This is a genomic window from Hymenobacter sp. AT01-02 (assembly GCF_000961955.2).
Taxonomy (GTDB): Bacteria; Bacteroidota; Bacteroidia; order Cytophagales; family Hymenobacteraceae; genus Hymenobacter; species Hymenobacter mucosus.
Genome location: NZ_JZIR02000001.1, coordinates 37,624 through 51,832, shown reverse-complemented (window position 1 = coordinate 51,832; position 14,209 = coordinate 37,624). Strand labels below are relative to the sequence as shown.

The window sequence follows — 14,209 nt, the reverse complement described above, 5'->3', positions numbered from 1 at the left end:
TCTTTTCCTACCTTCACCCCCACTAGAACCCTAACCTGGCGCGGCACCCTACTGCTCGCGCCCTGCAATACCTACGTATGGCTGACCTAACCACTCTCACCGGCCTGCGCGCCGGCGTGCTGCACGGCGACGAAGTGCAGCAGCTCTTCGAACACGCTAAGGCCAACGGCTATGCCCTGCCTGCCGTGAACGTAACGGGCACCGACACGGTAAACGCCGTGCTGGAAGCCGCTCGTGACCTGAACTCCCCGGTGATTATCCAGTTTTCGAACGGCGGCGCCCAGTTTTTCGCTGGCAAAGGCCTGCCCAACGACAAGCAGCAGGCTAGCATTGCTGGCGGTATCTCGGGTGCTCACCACGTGCACCTGATGGCCGAAGCCTACGGCGTACCCGTAATTCTGCATACGGACCACGCTGCCAAGAAGCTTCTCCCCTGGATTGACGGCCTCCTGGAAGCTGGCGAGAAGTTCTACGCTGAGCACGGCCAGCCCCTCTACAGCTCGCACATGCTCGACTTGTCGGAAGAGCCGATTGAGGAGAACATCGAAATCTGCAAGGAATACCTAGAGCGCATGGCCAAAATCGGCATGACGCTGGAAATCGAGCTGGGCGTAACCGGCGGCGAGGAAGACGGCGTGGATAACTCCGACGTAGATTCTTCCAAGCTCTACACCCAGCCCTCAGAAGTGGCCTACGCCTATGAGGAACTAAGCAAGGTAAGCCACCGCTTCACCATTGCGGCTGCTTTTGGCAACGTGCACGGTGTATACAAGCCCGGCAATGTAAAGCTGCAGCCCGTTATCCTGAAAAACTCTCAGGACTTCGTGAAGGAGAAGTTTGTGCTGGAAGCTGAGCGCCCCGTGAACTTCGTGTTCCACGGTGGTTCGGGCTCCTCGCAGGAGGAAATCCGCGAGGCTATTGGCTACGGTGCCATCAAGATGAACATTGACACGGACTTGCAGTGGGCATTTTGGGACGGTATCAAGAACTACTACCAGAAGAACGAAGGCTTCCTGCAAAGCCAAATTGGCAACCCCACTGGGGAAGACTCGCCGAACAAGAAATACTACGACCCGCGCGTGTGGCTGCGTGAAGGCGAAAAAACCTTCGTAACCCGCCTCAAGCAGGCTTTCGAAGATCTAAACGCTGTGAATCGTCGCCCCTAGTTTTTGCTAGAGCTGCCATAGAAAAAGCCCCGCCTTCACATGAAGGCGGGGCTTTTTCTATGGCAGTTGTGATGCGCAAGCGCATTAGGCATGGCGGCTAGTAGCCGCGGCTTCGGCTGCGGCCCGCTCCTCCAAATCCCGCGGGGCGTAGCCATACGGGTTGTTGGGGTTCTTGCCGGCCCGCCACACTACCCAAAGGCCAATAAACACTAAGGGGATGCTCAGCCATTGGCCCATATTCAGGGTCATGTTCTGCTCAAATGCTACCTGGTCTTCCTTCAGGAACTCCACTAGAATACGGAAGGAAAACAGCAGCACAACAAACAGCCCGAAGAGTTGCCCGCGCGGTGTGCGCTCTTTGGTACGGTTCCACATGCCGTACAGCAACACAAATAGGAAAACGCAGAATAGCGACTCGTAGATCTGTGTGGGGTGACGTGGCACGGCAATGGCCGTACCGACTGCAACGGATGCAGTAGCGGGCTGGGTTTGCACCGAAACTTCACCCTCGGTATTTCTCACCTGCTGCACCGTTACGGACCCAGCTGGTACCGGCTGATCGGGGCGAGCCTCTTGCAGATGCTCTACGTCGCGCGGAAACACGAAGGCCCACGGCTTATCGGTAGGGCGACCCACAATTTCGGAATTCATTAGGTTGCCCATCCGGATAAGGGCCCCGCCTACGGCCACTACCAGTACAATGCGGTCTAGGGTCCAGAGTACATCAAACTTGTTGTTGCGGCTGAATAGCCACACGGCCAAAATGATACCGATGGTAGCACCATGCGAAGCAAGGCCGCCGTGCCAGATCTTCAGGATTTCCTCGGGGTGCTGGCTGTAAGAAGGCCAATCGTAGAAGAATACGTGCCCAAGCCGCGCGCCGAGCACTGTGCCAATCAGCACGTAGATGGTAATGACGTCGACCCAATGAGGCGACACTTTTTCAGACCGGTAGACGTGGCTCAGGATAAACGTGCCCACTACAAAGCCCGACATAAATAGCAGACCGTACCAACGCAAGGTGAGGGGCCCTATTTCGGCGATGATGGGATTCGCATTCCAGAGAATGGCGCTTAGAGAAGAAAGCATAAGAAAGAAAGCAGGTGCGCGGTAAAGGTAGAACTTGTAGGGCGAAGCGTACGCGCTAGAGTTCGTTCAATTCCTCTGTAAAGCCTCCACTCAAGATGGGAAAGCGCAGCCAAGAGCGCGGATCCACGTTATAGTCGTCGAGGTGGAAGGCCGGAGCGTACCGTTCCCGCTTCCACTGGTTGCGGCTCCAGAGGCTGTAGAAGCGCTTCACGTAGGTTTTCAGCAGCTCCGGATCGGTAGCGGCTTCTTCTTCCCGCAACACCGCAAATACCTGTTGGGGGCTAAGCCGGTCGTAGAATGCAAGCCGTTCAATGCGGTTGAGCAGCACATAGGGCATCAGGTCGCGCTCATCAGTTTGCTTGTCTTCCAAGGGGCGCAGCTCGGCTGTTGGTTGTAGGTTGTTCACGTGGCGTAGCGCAGGGTAGTTGAGCTCCGTTTCAGCCCAGCGCAACCATTTCTTCACAAAATCCTTGTCGACGCCTGCAATGGGCGAGATGGAGCCAGCGGTGTCGCCATCCATGGTGCAATAGCCCACGCTAGCTTCTGAGCGGTTAGATGTCGTCATGAGCAAGCAATTCTGCACGTTTGCCAGCAGCCAGATAGCGGGGGCACGTACCCGGGCCTGAATATTCTGCAGAGCTAGGTCATCTGTCTTCCAAGTCAACTCCCGGTGTAAAGCGTGCTGAATCTTGCCCACGTAGCCCGTCACTTCATCATCAATGGTCCAGTCGTAGAATACTGCTCCAATGGAATCAGCCAGCTCTTTGGCAGAATTATAGGTGTCGTCGGAGGAATTGACGGTGCCTTGATAGGCACAGGTAAGTAGGCGCCGCGTGAGTTGCTGGTTGATGGTAAGTTGCTGCTCACTAGGTTCAGAATGTGAGGCATCCTTGGGACCAGGCGTGTTCTGATCAGGTGTAGGCGTAGCGGGCCCTGCTAGCCGCTCAATTTCCTCACTGGTGAAACACCCGCTACGGCGCATGAACTCGGCCGTACCTAATTCGGCCGCACCTAGCCGTACCAGCTCGGCTACGGCCACAGCACACATGACCGAATCGGCCCCGCCGCTCAGGCTCAGCACGAAGCCGCGGCTACGGGCTTTGCGCATGTAGTCAAATAGAGCCAGGCTTAGGGCTTGGTTGAGTTCCCGGTACTCGTCGGGTGCGGGAAGAGGCTGGATTTCGTCAGCCCGTACTTGCTCCGTGGTAAAGTCCACGTCCACGCACTCCATATCTACCTCTTTGAAGCTCATGAGCTGATTACGCAGCAGCAAATGCCCGTTCCGAGCTACCAGAATCTCGCCGTCGTAAATCATACGCCCGGCCTCATTGCCCAGTAGATTGGCATAGAGGTACGTGCAGTTGAACGTGCGGGAGGCCTCCGTTACTAGGTGGTAGCGCACATCGGTCTTGCTCATGGCAAAGTGGCTAGCCGACGGATTCACAATTAAATCTACCCGGCCCACAAGGCGGCAGGCGGGTCGTACATCGTCGGGGCGCCAAGCATCTTCACAGATTTCGAACCCAAACTTCACCCCCTGATGCTCGAAAATCATGTCTCCGAGCGTCCACTCCTCTCCTGCCCACTGCACCGTGGTGGTTTCGCCAGCGGGCCACGGGTAGAAAAAGCGCGGCTCGTAGTGTACCCCATCGTTTGCCAGAAACTGCTTCGCCGCGAAACCCAGAATCTCGCCATCGCGCAGCACGGCAGCAGTATTAAACGTGCGGTGGTTGAGCCGTACTGGCAAACCAACCACTACGCAGATGCCGTGGGTCCACGGCCGTACTTGCTGTAAGTGCGCCAGCGCCGACTCAGGTAGCCAGTCGCTCAGAAACAAATCTTCGCAGCCGTACCCCGTGAGGCACAGTTCTGGCAGGCAGAGCAGCTCTACACCGCTCTCTTTGGCTTGTTCAATAGCCTCCCGGATAGTACGCAGGTTATGGGTCCAGTCAATAGGTATCTGATTGAGGGCGGCGCCGGCTATTCGCATGGTATTGGGTAGGTAGTTGATTTTGCAAATCAACTCTATTTCCACAGATCAGGTTGCCCTCACGGCCGATCAGAACGCAAAAAAGCTCTGGCGAATGCCGGAGCTTTGCTTTTAGCGACTATTGAAAAACGTGCGCTACCCCTCGCCTTTCTACTCGTACCGAGTTTATACCCCCAGCATTTCCAGTGCCCGCTCGGCAGCTAGTTGCTCGGCTTGTTTCTTAGATAAGCCCATGCCGGTAGCAATTGGGCTTTCGTCTACTACCACGGTAGCCGAAAACTCCATTACCCCGCCTGGTCGCGGCTCACCGGTTAGGTCATAACGCATGGTTTTGCCGTTGCGCTGCGCCCACTCAATGAGCTTACTTTTGAAATTGGTAGTAGTCTGTGTCATGGACTTTACGTCCACAAAAGGCTTAATCAGGCGGCTCAGCACAAACTTGCGGGCCGTCTTATAGCCTTGATCAAGGTAGATGGCCCCTACCAGTGCCTCCAAGGCGTTACCATTCACGGAACGCGAGCGAGCAGCACGGCCCTGGGCCGGATCTAGCTGCACCAGCTTATCGAGACCTAGTTTCAACGCCAACCCGTTCAAGCTTTCCCGGTTTACAATCCGGCTGCGCATCTCCGTCAGGAAGCCTTCTTGCTCGTACGGAAACTTACGAAATAGATACTCTGCCACAACGGCACCAAGCACCGCGTCGCCCAAAAACTCCAGGCGTTCGTTGCTCTGATGGCGTCCTACTTCCGGCTGTTGGCGCACCACGGAAGAGTGCGTAAAAGCCAAGTGGTAGAGTCGAATGTTGTCGGGTGTACTGCCCGTAACGGTGCCCACGGCTTGCCGAAAGGCCCGGTCATGGCCTAATAGTCGGCGGAAAAAGCCGAACAACGGTAAGGGCTGACCGGGCCTTGGCATTAGTCGCGGATTTTACGGAAGATTACCGACGTGTTGTGGCCGCCGAAGCCAAACGTATTGCTCATGGCCACGTTTACTTCGCGCTCCTGAGCCTTGTTGAACGTGAAGTTCAACTTGGGGTCCAGTTCGGGGTCGTCGGTAAAATGGTTGATGGTAGGCGGCACGATGTTATGCTGCATAGCCAAGATGCAGGCCACAGCTTCGATAGCACCAGCTCCGCCCAACAGGTGACCCGTCATGCTCTTCGTGGAGCTGATGTTCAGATCGTAAGCATGCTCACCAAACACCTTCTGAATTGCTTTCACCTCGGCACCATCGCCCAGTGGCGTGCTAGTACCGTGGGTGTTAATGTAGTCTACATCGGCGGGCGTAATGCCCGCATCACGTAGCGCATTCTGCATTACCAGTACCACTCCGTTGCCCTCGGGGTCTGGGGCCGTGATATGGTAGGCATCAGCCGACATACCGCCGCCAATCAGCTCGGCGTAGATTTTAGCGCCGCGCGCCTTGGCGTGCTCATACTCTTCGAGCACCAACGAAGCGGCTCCCTCGCCCAGTACAAAGCCATCACGCTCCTTGTCATAGGGGCGGGAAGCTTGTTCCGGCGCGTCATTTCGCTCGCTCATGGCCTTGAGGGCATTGAAGCCTCCCACCCCCGACTCGGTGATGGCGGCCTCAGAGCCTCCCGTTACAACCACATCGGCCATGTTCAGGCGGATATAGTTGAAGGCAGAGATGATTGAGTCGGATGAAGAAGCGCAGGCCGAGGTGGTTACGAAGTTGGGGCCGCGGAATTTATGCCGAATGGAGATGTTGCCCGACGCGCTGTCGGCAATCATCTTCGGAATGAAGAACGGGTTGAAGCGGGGTGTACCGTCGCCATTGGCGAAAGCAATACACTCGGCTTGCAGCGAGGTAAGACCGCCGATACCGGAGCCCCAAATTACGCCTACCCGGTCCTTATCAACACCTTCCAGCTTGGCATCCTGAATGGCCTCGTCGGCAGCAATCAGGGCAAACTGCGTAAAGATGTCCATTTTCCGGCCTTCCTTGGTCGGAAAATAGGAATCCGGGTTATAGTCCTTCACTTCGCAGGCAAAGCGAGTCTTGAACTTGCTGGCATCGAAACGGGTGATGGGGGCGGCGCCACTAACGCCGGCCTGCAGGCCCTCCCAATAAGCGGGGGCAGTTTTGCCGAGCGGGGTAATAGCACCCAGGCCGGTCACGACAACTCTCCGAAGAGACATAGGCTGGCTCAGAGAAGCGAAAGAAAGATACTAGAAAAGCAAAACGGCCGGCGGCAGGCCGGCCGGTAAGCACTAAAAAGGGTGAGAGCTTGCCGCGTACTACTTGGCGTGCTCTTCGAGGTAGCTGATAGCTTGGCCCACGGTGCCAATGTTCTCGGCCTGGTCGTCGGGGATAGATACGTTGAATTCCTTTTCGAACTCCATGATCAGCTCAACGGTATCCAGCGAGTCAGCACCCAGGTCGTTGGTGAAGCTGGCCTCTGGAGTAACTTCCGAAGCTTCTACGCCGAGTTTATCGATGATGATGGCCTTTACTTTTTCTGCAATTTCAGACATTTCCGTGGGGGTTTGAAGAAAACTCGGCACAAATAACACCATCTTCCCTAACATTGTCAAACTTCCCCCCCCGTTTCTTCCGGGTGTAAGATTATGGCTGTCGGGGTTTCAGGCAGGTACTACGGTGCCTATTTTTGCGTTTCCTTTCTTCGCCCTCTCTCATGAAAACTCTCACGCTGGACGTCGAATACGACTGCGAATTCGACCTGTTCGGGCTCGTGTCTTCCACGCGGGAGCACACGCTAGCTTGGACCCTGAACCGAGCCTTGCATCTGCGCTTGGTTAAGCAGCAAGACCTTATTTACGACCTCCTGAGCCGGGGGCGGCTAGTTATTAGCAACTATTTACACGTCACCGAGCACTTTACGCTGCGGCTACTTCGCAACCGTAGCATAGATCCATCGGCTTTAAAAAAGCCTTTCCTCGCCCCCGACATCAAGGAATACGACTACCTGTTGCAGGTCAGCAATGGCACTGGGCCGCTGGCCCCAGAGGCACTGCTGGGCAGCTTGGCGGGCCTACCGGAGGTACAACTGATAAGTCAGTTCGACCCCAATGACCTTAAATTCAAAGAAAATCTGCTCTTTTGACTTTTGAAAACGTCTGTTATCCTGCGCTTGGCAAGGGAGTTTCTCACCGCTGCATCAGCTACCTAGCCTTTGGGTAGCATCTTACGGCACGTGTTGCAGCTCTTTTTCCCGCTGAATAACAGACGTTTTCCGCGTGCTACTAGTACGTGCTTCCTTTCATCTGTCACCTGTACCCCTACTTCATGGAACCCCGTCCGCATTTTAATAGAACTAAGATTGTGGCTACCGTTGGCCCCGCTTCCAATACCTACGAAAAGCTAGGTATGCTTATTCGGGAAGGCGTCGACGTATTTCGCCTCAACTTCTCGCACGGCAGCTACGAAGATCACCTCTCAGTTATTAACACGGTACGTCGTCTCAATAAGGATATGCGTACGCACGTGGGCTTGCTGCAAGACTTGCAAGGCCCTAAGATCCGACTGGGCGATGTAGAAGGCGGAGGCGTTGAAATTAAGCCGGGCGACAAAATTAAGTTAGTGTGCGGCGAGAAGGAAATCAGCACGGCAACCCGCCTGAGCACGATTTACCTCGGCTTGGCCCGCGACGTGAAAGCTGGCGACATGATTCTCATTGACGACGGCAAGATTGAACTGCGCGTACTGGCTACCGACCGGGACAAAGAAGTAGATGTAGAAGTAATTTATGGTGGCCTGGTAAAGCCCCGTAAGGGCATCAATCTACCTGACTCTGAGGTATCGGCCCCATCTATGACGGAGAAGGACATTGCCGACTTAAAATTTGGCTTGGAGCACGACGTTGACTGGATTGCCCTGTCATTCGCTCGTCGCGCCGAGGACATCCGCTTTATCAAGAGCCTGATTGCCGAAAGTGGTAAGACGACCCGCGTAATCGCGAAGATTGAAACGCCTGAAGGCCTCAAGAACCTTGATGAAATCATTGCCCTCACCGATGCCGTTATGGTTGCTCGTGGCGACCTTGGCGTGGAGGTGAAGATGGAAGAGGTGCCAATGGCCCAGAAGATGATTGTGGAGAAGTGCAATAAGGCAGGCAAACCCGTTATTGTAGCTACTCAGATGATGGAGAGCATGATTACGGCGCCTCGTCCTACCCGCGCAGAAACTAGCGACGTAGCCAACGCCGTAATTGATGGTGCAGATGCCGTGATGCTGTCGGCAGAAACGGCCGTTGGACAATACCCTGCGGAGGTTATCCGCTCCATGGTAGGCACTATTATGAGCGTGGAGACACGCATGCCTAGCATTTACCACCACTGGCACCCTATCACGCCCGATTCTCCTTCGTTTATGGTGGATAGCGTGCTATCAGCAGCTTGCCACTTGGCTAAGAACACCGGCGCCAAGGCTATTACGGGCATGACCCACCGCGGCTACACGGCCTTCCAGATTGCGAAGTACCGTCCTAAGGCGCACATCTTCATCTTTACCGACAATCGTAACCTGTTAACTACGCTGAGCCTCATTTGGGGTGTGCGTGGCTTCTATTACGATCGTATGGTAAGCACGGATGGCACCGTATCGGATATTAAGTATGCTTTGACGGCTTCCGGACACTTGCAGAAAGGAGACGTGTTCATCAACACCGCCTCTATGCCCATCAACGAGAAAGGCAAGACCAACATGGTGAAGGTGAGCGTAGCCTAACGCTTAGAACTGCCAGCAATAAGAAGGCCCGTCCGGTACCATACCGGACGGGCCTTCTTATTGCTCCGTACTCTACGGGAAACCTCATAAGCACAGGCTGAGCTACCTGCTACGCGAAAAGGCTCCGCGCTGGAGCACGGAGCCTTTATCTATAAAGAGCAGAAACGCCAGTTTTGCCGTTTAGGCAGCTAGCGACTTCACGAACTTGGCCAGCTTCGACTTGTTGTTAGCGGCTTTGTTCTTGTGAATGATGTTCTTCTTAGCCAGACGGTCCAGCATCGACGATACTTTCTTCAGCAGCTCTTGAGCAGCCGTAGCGTCGGTGGTAGCACGCAGTTTCTTAACGGCGGTGCGGGTAGATTTAGCCTGGTAACGGTTCAGCACGCGCTTCGCTTCGTTAGAACGGATGCGCTTCAGGGCCGACTTATGATTTGCCATGGGTTGAGAAAAATGGTCTTCTGCTCGAAATCAATTCAATTGGGTTGGCAAAGGTAAGGTTTTGCTTTTAAATAGCAAACACTATGTCAAAGGTAGGCTGGAAGAAAGCGTTATAATCAACCTTAAAGCTCGCCCCTACTAACGCCATGGGAGTGCCTCAGTTCGTGGAAACAGGTTTACTACTGCTTAAGCAGGTTAATCAACCTTTTTCTCGATTTCGTCGGCCATTTTCTTGTGGGAATGTAGCATGGGCAGCGTTTTGGTAGCAAAAGCCTTGACGGTTGGAATTTCGGCAGCTTTGCTTTTTACCTCAAGCATGGCAATATCTAGCTTGGGAGCCGTTTGCATCAGGTCTAGGTATTCCTTGTCAAAGTCTTTGCCCTACTTCGCTATCAATCGGCCGGCCGTAACAGGGTGCACAGGCATCCTAATTTGCGGCAGAGTTACCCCCAACAGAGTAACCCCGACTTTAGCTCTTAGGGAGCCTTTGTGTGGTAGTAGGTCATCTTTTGACTCTTTTATTTCACGTCGGCACTTGTTGCCTGCTAAGCGGCCACGTTGCCCAACTGAATCTCCAAGAGGCTGCTGCCCGCGGCAGTCATCAGAAAAACTGGGTCTTGCATTGTGGCAAATGTCCCCATGAAAGCTGTCATATCGGTGCCAGGAGCACTACCAGTGGTTGAGGTACTGCTCGCAACTGTTGTACTAGCCTAACTTACTAGTAGCGAACTACCATCTCCTTAGCTGGCAACAATCCACGTGTGGGCACGCTTATACTTCCGTACTTTGCTTATTGGAATTTGCAGGCACTTTTTAGCTTGTTGTTTATGCCGCTCGTTGCTCACTCCCCCTACCAGCCTCCATTTTACCTATTCAATGGGCACCTTCAAACCATCGTGCCCAGTTTATGGCGCACGGTGCCGGATGTGCATTACCAGCGCGAAAGAGTGGAAACGGAAGATGACGACTTCTTGGACCTAGATTGGTCACGCGTGGCGGATAGCACGACGGATACTCTCGCCATTGTTTCGCATGGATTGGAGGGGGATGCTAGCCGGCCTTACATACGCGGCATGGTACGGGCGCTTAACCAGGCCGGTATGGATGCCTTGGCTTGGAACTACCGCAGTTGCGGCGGCGAAATGAACCGTTTGCTCCGCTCCTACCACCTGGGCGACACGGATGACTTGGATTTTGTAGTACGGTACGCGCTGGCTACTAAGCGCTACCATCGCATCTACCTCACTGGCTTTTCGGCGGGTGGCAACGTAACGCTGAAGTATCTGGGCGAGAAGCCTGAGCGCGTACCACAGGAAGTACAACGCGCGGCGGTGTTTTCCGTGCCCACCGACCTCAAGGCTAGCTCCTACCACATTGCGCGCTTTCAAAACCGCATTTACTTGCGCCGCTTTCTAAAATCGCTGCGGGCTAAGATGCGAGAGAAAGCAGCCCTCCTGCCCGGTCAAGTGGACATCAATGATTTGGAGGCGTTGCAAGACTTTCCCCAGTTCGACAATCGATTTACGGCCCCTATGCACGGCTTCACGTCGGCGGATGAATACTATGAGCACTCTAGCTCCGGGCGTTACTTAAGTAACATCCGTGTGCCCACGTTGCTCGTTAATGCTCAGAACGACCCCTTCTTACCTCCCAGCTGCTTTCCGCGTGAGGTAGCGGCGCAAAGCGCCTATGTGTTTCTGGAAACGCCTGCTGACGGTGGTCATGTAGGGTTTGCCGAAGGTGCGCCCGATGGCGCTTACTACTCGGAGCGGCGCGCAGTGCAATTTCTGACGGCCGCCCAGCCAGGCTAACCCAGGCAATGTGAGTGGGCTGTTACTTGGCGGCAGTAGCGGGCACAAACACTACCTTTTTAGTCTCAAAAAATTCCTCCGTGAAAAAGTCTTTCAGGTTGTACTCCGTAGCTGGAAGGCCTGCTTCCTGAATTTCTTCTGTTAAGTCGCCGCCTTTGAGGTAGTAGAGACCCGTGGTTGCATTGCCGTGGGGCTTATAGCGGTGGGCAATCCACGTATGAAAAGTAGCCAAGCGAGCTACGGCCCGGCTCACCACATAGTCGTACTTGGGGCGCAACTGCTCGGCCCGAATCTGCTCGGCCGTGACGTTGGACAAATGCAGAGCCTGAGCCATTTCCTGCACAGCCCGAATTTTCTTACCAATGCTATCTACCAAGTGAAACTTTACTTCCGGAAATAGAATAGCCAAGGGCAGGCCCGGCAGGCCGCCGCCCGTACCCACATCCAGCACCGAGGAGCCCGGCACGAACTCAATCACCTTCGCAATACCCAGGGAATGCAGAAAGTGCCGCTCGGCTAAGTTGTCCACGTCGGTGCGGGCAACCAAGTTCAGACGTTCATTCCAACCCCGAAACTCGGTTTCGAGCTGCTGAAAAAGCTGGCGCTGGTGGTCGGTAAGGTTGGGGAAGTAGTGGTTCAGAATATCCATTGCGGGGTAAAGATAACAACGCATTGGCGTGTGCTGCTGGATAACGACGCGAATAAGGGCAAGCATTGTCAGCAGCACTACGTGCGTCATGCGGGCTCTGTGCACCCTGCGGTAGCAGCCAGAAAGCCCGCTTACCTTTCTCGTAGGTAAGGCAAGCATCAGCATCCTGCCCAATGCCACAAGCAACAGGTAGAGCATACCCCAGGACGTCATTCGAATCACTATAAGAGCCAACTCATTGATAAGTCCAGCACCTAGTTTTCATTTGTAGTTATTACTAAAAAAACAGGAGCATTCAGGTGAGCCAATCACTTACAAGCGCATTCAATTTAACTTACTCCCTACTGCATCATGAGGCCGAGCAGAGGTGCAGCACAAATAATATTGCTTAAACCGCTCAATCTTCTCGGCTATTGACCAAAAAAAAGCCCCGACTTGCGCCGGGGCTTTTTTGCTTAGATGATTTCCTTCTTGTTCTTCACCATGTCATAGAGCAACTCGCGGGCGCGGTGCAGTTGGGCTTTCACGGTGCCAAGCGGCGCTTTCAGTTCCTGAGCAATTTCTTCGTAGCTCAATTCATCGAAATAGCGGAGGGTAACCAGGCGCTGGTACTTCTCGGGCAGCCGGGATACCACGTGCTGCATAATTTCGATTTTCTGGTTCTTGATGGCCGACTCCTGTGGGTTCAGGTTCTGGTCCCGGAAGTCGATGGTGATTTCGTCGCCGTTATCAATCTTGATGGCCGAGTCAATCGACATTGTCTTGATTTTATTCTTGCGAATAAAGTCGATGCAGTTGTTGGTGGCAATGCGGAACAACCAGGTGCTAAAGGCAAATTCTGGGTTGAACTTGTGCAGGTTTTTGAAAGCCTTGGCGAATGCCTCGATGGTCAGGTCTTCGGCATCGTCGGGGTTACGCACCATCTTCAAGACGACGTGATACACCGGCTTCTTGTAGATCTGCATGAGCTCGGCATACGCCTTTTCATTGCCATCTTCCACGGCGGCCCGAATGAGCTTAAAGTCGTGCTTGGCCTTCGCAGAAAACTGCTTCTGTATTTCCTGATTGTTTACTTCCATCGGAGAGTGCGGTAGAGGAACAGCGAAATTCCCAGAGCGAGATAATTAAAAAAATATACGACGTCGAGGATGGGCAGCCACGCTACAGGCAACCGCTCATCGAGCCGACGGCCGAGTTGGTAGTACACTGCCGTCACGGCAACGGTGCGTACACTCCATACCACAGCCAAAGGTATCCAATCGGGTTGGGAAAACAGTAGACTAACTGCCGTGAAATAAAAAAGCAGATTAGTACCAATAAAGTTTCCCAGTCGCACCCGATCGGCCCACCGATAGCGCTTGCCCGCCGACAAATGTCGGCGTTTCTGGCGCCACCAGGCTCCCCACGTTTGGGCGGCTTCGCTGAGGGTGTGAGCCCCTGGCTCGGCCACCACAGCCACCCGCGCGCCTTGCTGCACGGCGTCCTGCACAAACAGGTCGTCGTCGCCGCCAAGGCTTCGGATGTGTGAGGCAAACCCCTTCGTTTGGTGAAAGACCTGTCGGGTGTAGGCAAGGTTGCGGCCCACGCCCATATAAGGCCGACCACGCCATGCGAAAGACAGATACTGTGCACCCGTCAGCAAGGTTTCAAAACGGACGAGTTGATTTAGAAAGCCCGGTTCAGCGACGTAGGCCGAGTATCCGAGTACTACATCGGCGGGCCGACGAAAGCCCCGCTGCATGTGATTGAGCCACTGATTGGTGGCTGGAATACAGTCGGCATCGGTGAATAGCATGCACGCGTGGCGGGCGGTTTTGATGCCCAGCGTAAGCGCATATTTTTTTGGCGACAACCCGTGGGGCGTGTTCGTAATTGTGACCAATCGGACGTGCGGGTAGTACTGCGTGAGTTGCTGTACATACAGGAATGTATCGTCGGTAGAGCGGTCATCAATGAGTATTATCTCAAAGCCCGCCGGATAGTCTTGCTGCAGTAGCAAGGGCAGCAGGCGGCGTAAGTTTTCTAGTTCGTTGTGGGCGCACACTAGCACAGATAAAGGCTCGGCGGCAGCAGGGCTAGTGGTGGGCTCAGGTGGGCGCCGGGCAAAAGGCAAGAAATAGTAGGCGGCGTAGTAAAGCTGCACGGCTGTGCACAGTAACAGCAGCCACACAGCTGGGGAAAGGTGGAAGGGCAAAGCGCAAGAGGTGAATTAGTCTACAAAAGTAGGCATTCGGGGTGGGCAGAGTACCTTTGTGTTTTCTAACGCCGGTTTTCGCCCGGTCGGCGGCAGTAGGAGCACTATAGGCCTGCAAACAGCGCTGTTCTTCTGCTACCGCCTGCTGCAACCCACTACGGA

13 protein-coding genes and 1 pseudogene are annotated in these 14,209 nt (G+C 54.4%); 4 read left to right on the top strand and 10 right to left on the bottom strand.

Annotated features, from left to right (window positions below):
* The first annotated feature begins 77 nt into the window (after positions 1-77).
* Positions 78-1,166, top strand: a complete 1,089-nt coding sequence (gene fbaA, locus VI25_RS00255; protein WP_045688380.1) for a class II fructose-bisphosphate aldolase — start codon at positions 78-80, stop codon at positions 1,164-1,166.
* Between the two features lie 84 nt (positions 1,167-1,250).
* On the opposite strand, the gene lgt is transcribed toward fbaA, so the two are convergent.
* The 5 genes from lgt to VI25_RS00230 all read right to left on the bottom strand — a co-directional run bounded on the left by lgt (position 1,251) and on the right by VI25_RS00230 (position 6,743).
* Complete coding sequence (lgt, locus tag VI25_RS00250) at positions 1,251-2,255, bottom strand: prolipoprotein diacylglyceryl transferase (protein WP_072144716.1); 1,005 nt, start codon at positions 2,253-2,255, stop codon at positions 1,251-1,253.
* 55 nt (positions 2,256-2,310) lie between these two features.
* Entirely contained in the window at positions 2,311-4,245 is a 1,935-nt protein-coding gene (nadE, locus tag VI25_RS00245; protein ID WP_045688388.1) for an NAD(+) synthase, read from the bottom strand.
* Positions 4,246-4,410: 165 nt separating this feature from the next.
* Positions 4,411-5,160: a ribonuclease III gene (gene rnc / locus VI25_RS00240; protein ID WP_045688381.1), complete on the bottom strand. Its 750-nt coding sequence runs from the start codon at positions 5,158-5,160 to the stop codon at positions 4,411-4,413.
* Positions 5,160-6,407, bottom strand: coding sequence for a beta-ketoacyl-ACP synthase II (fabF, locus tag VI25_RS00235; RefSeq protein WP_045688382.1), 1,248 nt, complete (start codon positions 6,405-6,407; stop codon positions 5,160-5,162). The genes rnc and fabF overlap by 1 nt, the downstream gene beginning before the upstream one ends.
* A 99-nt stretch (positions 6,408-6,506) precedes the next feature.
* Positions 6,507-6,743 carry an acyl carrier protein gene (locus VI25_RS00230; RefSeq protein WP_019948606.1) on the bottom strand — a complete coding sequence of 79 codons (237 nt, stop codon included), beginning with the start codon at positions 6,741-6,743 and terminating at the stop codon, positions 6,507-6,509.
* Positions 6,744-6,904: 161 nt separating this feature from the next.
* Between VI25_RS00230 and VI25_RS00225 the strand changes: the two genes are divergently transcribed.
* A complete protein-coding gene (locus VI25_RS00225; RefSeq protein WP_045688383.1) occupies positions 6,905-7,333 on the top strand; it encodes an IPExxxVDY family protein in 429 nt (142 codons plus the stop codon).
* A gap of 182 nt (positions 7,334-7,515) precedes the next feature.
* A complete protein-coding gene (gene pyk / locus VI25_RS00220) occupies positions 7,516-8,955 on the top strand; it encodes a pyruvate kinase (protein ID WP_045688384.1) in 1,440 nt (479 codons plus the stop codon).
* A 180-nt stretch (positions 8,956-9,135) separates the two neighbouring features.
* Here the strand turns inward: pyk and rpsT are convergent, their stop codons facing one another.
* Positions 9,136-9,393, bottom strand: a complete 258-nt coding sequence (rpsT, locus tag VI25_RS00215) for a 30S ribosomal protein S20 (RefSeq protein WP_045687367.1) — start codon at positions 9,391-9,393, stop codon at positions 9,136-9,138.
* Between the two features lie 195 nt (positions 9,394-9,588).
* Positions 9,589-9,762 (bottom strand): annotated as a pseudogene (locus VI25_RS23110) (DUF4142 domain-containing protein); the annotation flags it as partial.
* A gap of 458 nt (positions 9,763-10,220) precedes the next feature.
* Between VI25_RS23110 and VI25_RS00210 the strand changes: the two are divergent.
* Positions 10,221-11,204, top strand: coding sequence for a YheT family hydrolase (locus VI25_RS00210; RefSeq protein ID WP_045687399.1), 984 nt, complete (start codon positions 10,221-10,223; stop codon positions 11,202-11,204).
* Between the two features lie 22 nt (positions 11,205-11,226).
* Here VI25_RS00210 and rsmG read toward each other — a convergent pair whose 3' ends face one another.
* The 3 genes from rsmG to VI25_RS00195 form a co-directional block, all read right to left on the bottom strand.
* Positions 11,227-11,919, bottom strand: coding sequence for a 16S rRNA (guanine(527)-N(7))-methyltransferase RsmG (gene rsmG, locus VI25_RS00205; RefSeq protein ID WP_316934205.1), 693 nt, complete (start codon positions 11,917-11,919; stop codon positions 11,227-11,229).
* Positions 11,920-12,308: 389 nt separating this feature from the next.
* Complete coding sequence (locus VI25_RS00200; RefSeq protein ID WP_045687369.1) at positions 12,309-12,932, bottom strand: RNA polymerase sigma factor; 624 nt, start codon at positions 12,930-12,932, stop codon at positions 12,309-12,311.
* On the bottom strand, positions 12,923-14,023 hold the full coding sequence (locus tag VI25_RS00195; protein WP_052694983.1) for a glycosyltransferase: 1,101 nt from the start codon (positions 14,021-14,023) through the stop codon (positions 12,923-12,925). The genes VI25_RS00200 and VI25_RS00195 overlap by 10 nt, the downstream gene beginning before the upstream one ends.
* Between the last annotated feature and the right edge of the window lie 186 nt (positions 14,024-14,209).

What these genes read in the sequence shown, in the direction of transcription:
- fbaA (WP_045688380.1), top strand. Translation starts at nt 78, where the DNA reads ATGGCTGACCTAACCACTCTCACCGGCCTGCGCGCCGGCGTGCTGCAC.
- lgt (WP_072144716.1), bottom strand. Translation starts at nt 2,255, where the DNA reads ATGCTTTCTTCTCTAAGCGCCATTCTCTGGAATGCGAATCCCATCATC.
- nadE (WP_045688388.1), bottom strand. Translation starts at nt 4,245, where the DNA reads ATGCGAATAGCCGGCGCCGCCCTCAATCAGATACCTATTGACTGGACC.
- rnc (WP_045688381.1), bottom strand. Translation starts at nt 5,160, where the DNA reads ATGCCAAGGCCCGGTCAGCCCTTACCGTTGTTCGGCTTTTTCCGCCGA.
- fabF (WP_045688382.1), bottom strand. Translation starts at nt 6,407, where the DNA reads ATGTCTCTTCGGAGAGTTGTCGTGACCGGCCTGGGTGCTATTACCCCG.
- VI25_RS00230 (WP_019948606.1), bottom strand. Translation starts at nt 6,743, where the DNA reads ATGTCTGAAATTGCAGAAAAAGTAAAGGCCATCATCATCGATAAACTC.
- VI25_RS00225 (WP_045688383.1), top strand. Translation starts at nt 6,905, where the DNA reads ATGAAAACTCTCACGCTGGACGTCGAATACGACTGCGAATTCGACCTG.
- pyk (WP_045688384.1), top strand. Translation starts at nt 7,516, where the DNA reads ATGGAACCCCGTCCGCATTTTAATAGAACTAAGATTGTGGCTACCGTT.
- rpsT (WP_045687367.1), bottom strand. Translation starts at nt 9,393, where the DNA reads ATGGCAAATCATAAGTCGGCCCTGAAGCGCATCCGTTCTAACGAAGCG.
- VI25_RS00210 (WP_045687399.1), top strand. Translation starts at nt 10,221, where the DNA reads ATGCCGCTCGTTGCTCACTCCCCCTACCAGCCTCCATTTTACCTATTC.
- rsmG (WP_316934205.1), bottom strand. Translation starts at nt 11,919, where the DNA reads ATGCTTGCCCTTATTCGCGTCGTTATCCAGCAGCACACGCCAATGCGT.
- VI25_RS00200 (WP_045687369.1), bottom strand. Translation starts at nt 12,932, where the DNA reads ATGGAAGTAAACAATCAGGAAATACAGAAGCAGTTTTCTGCGAAGGCC.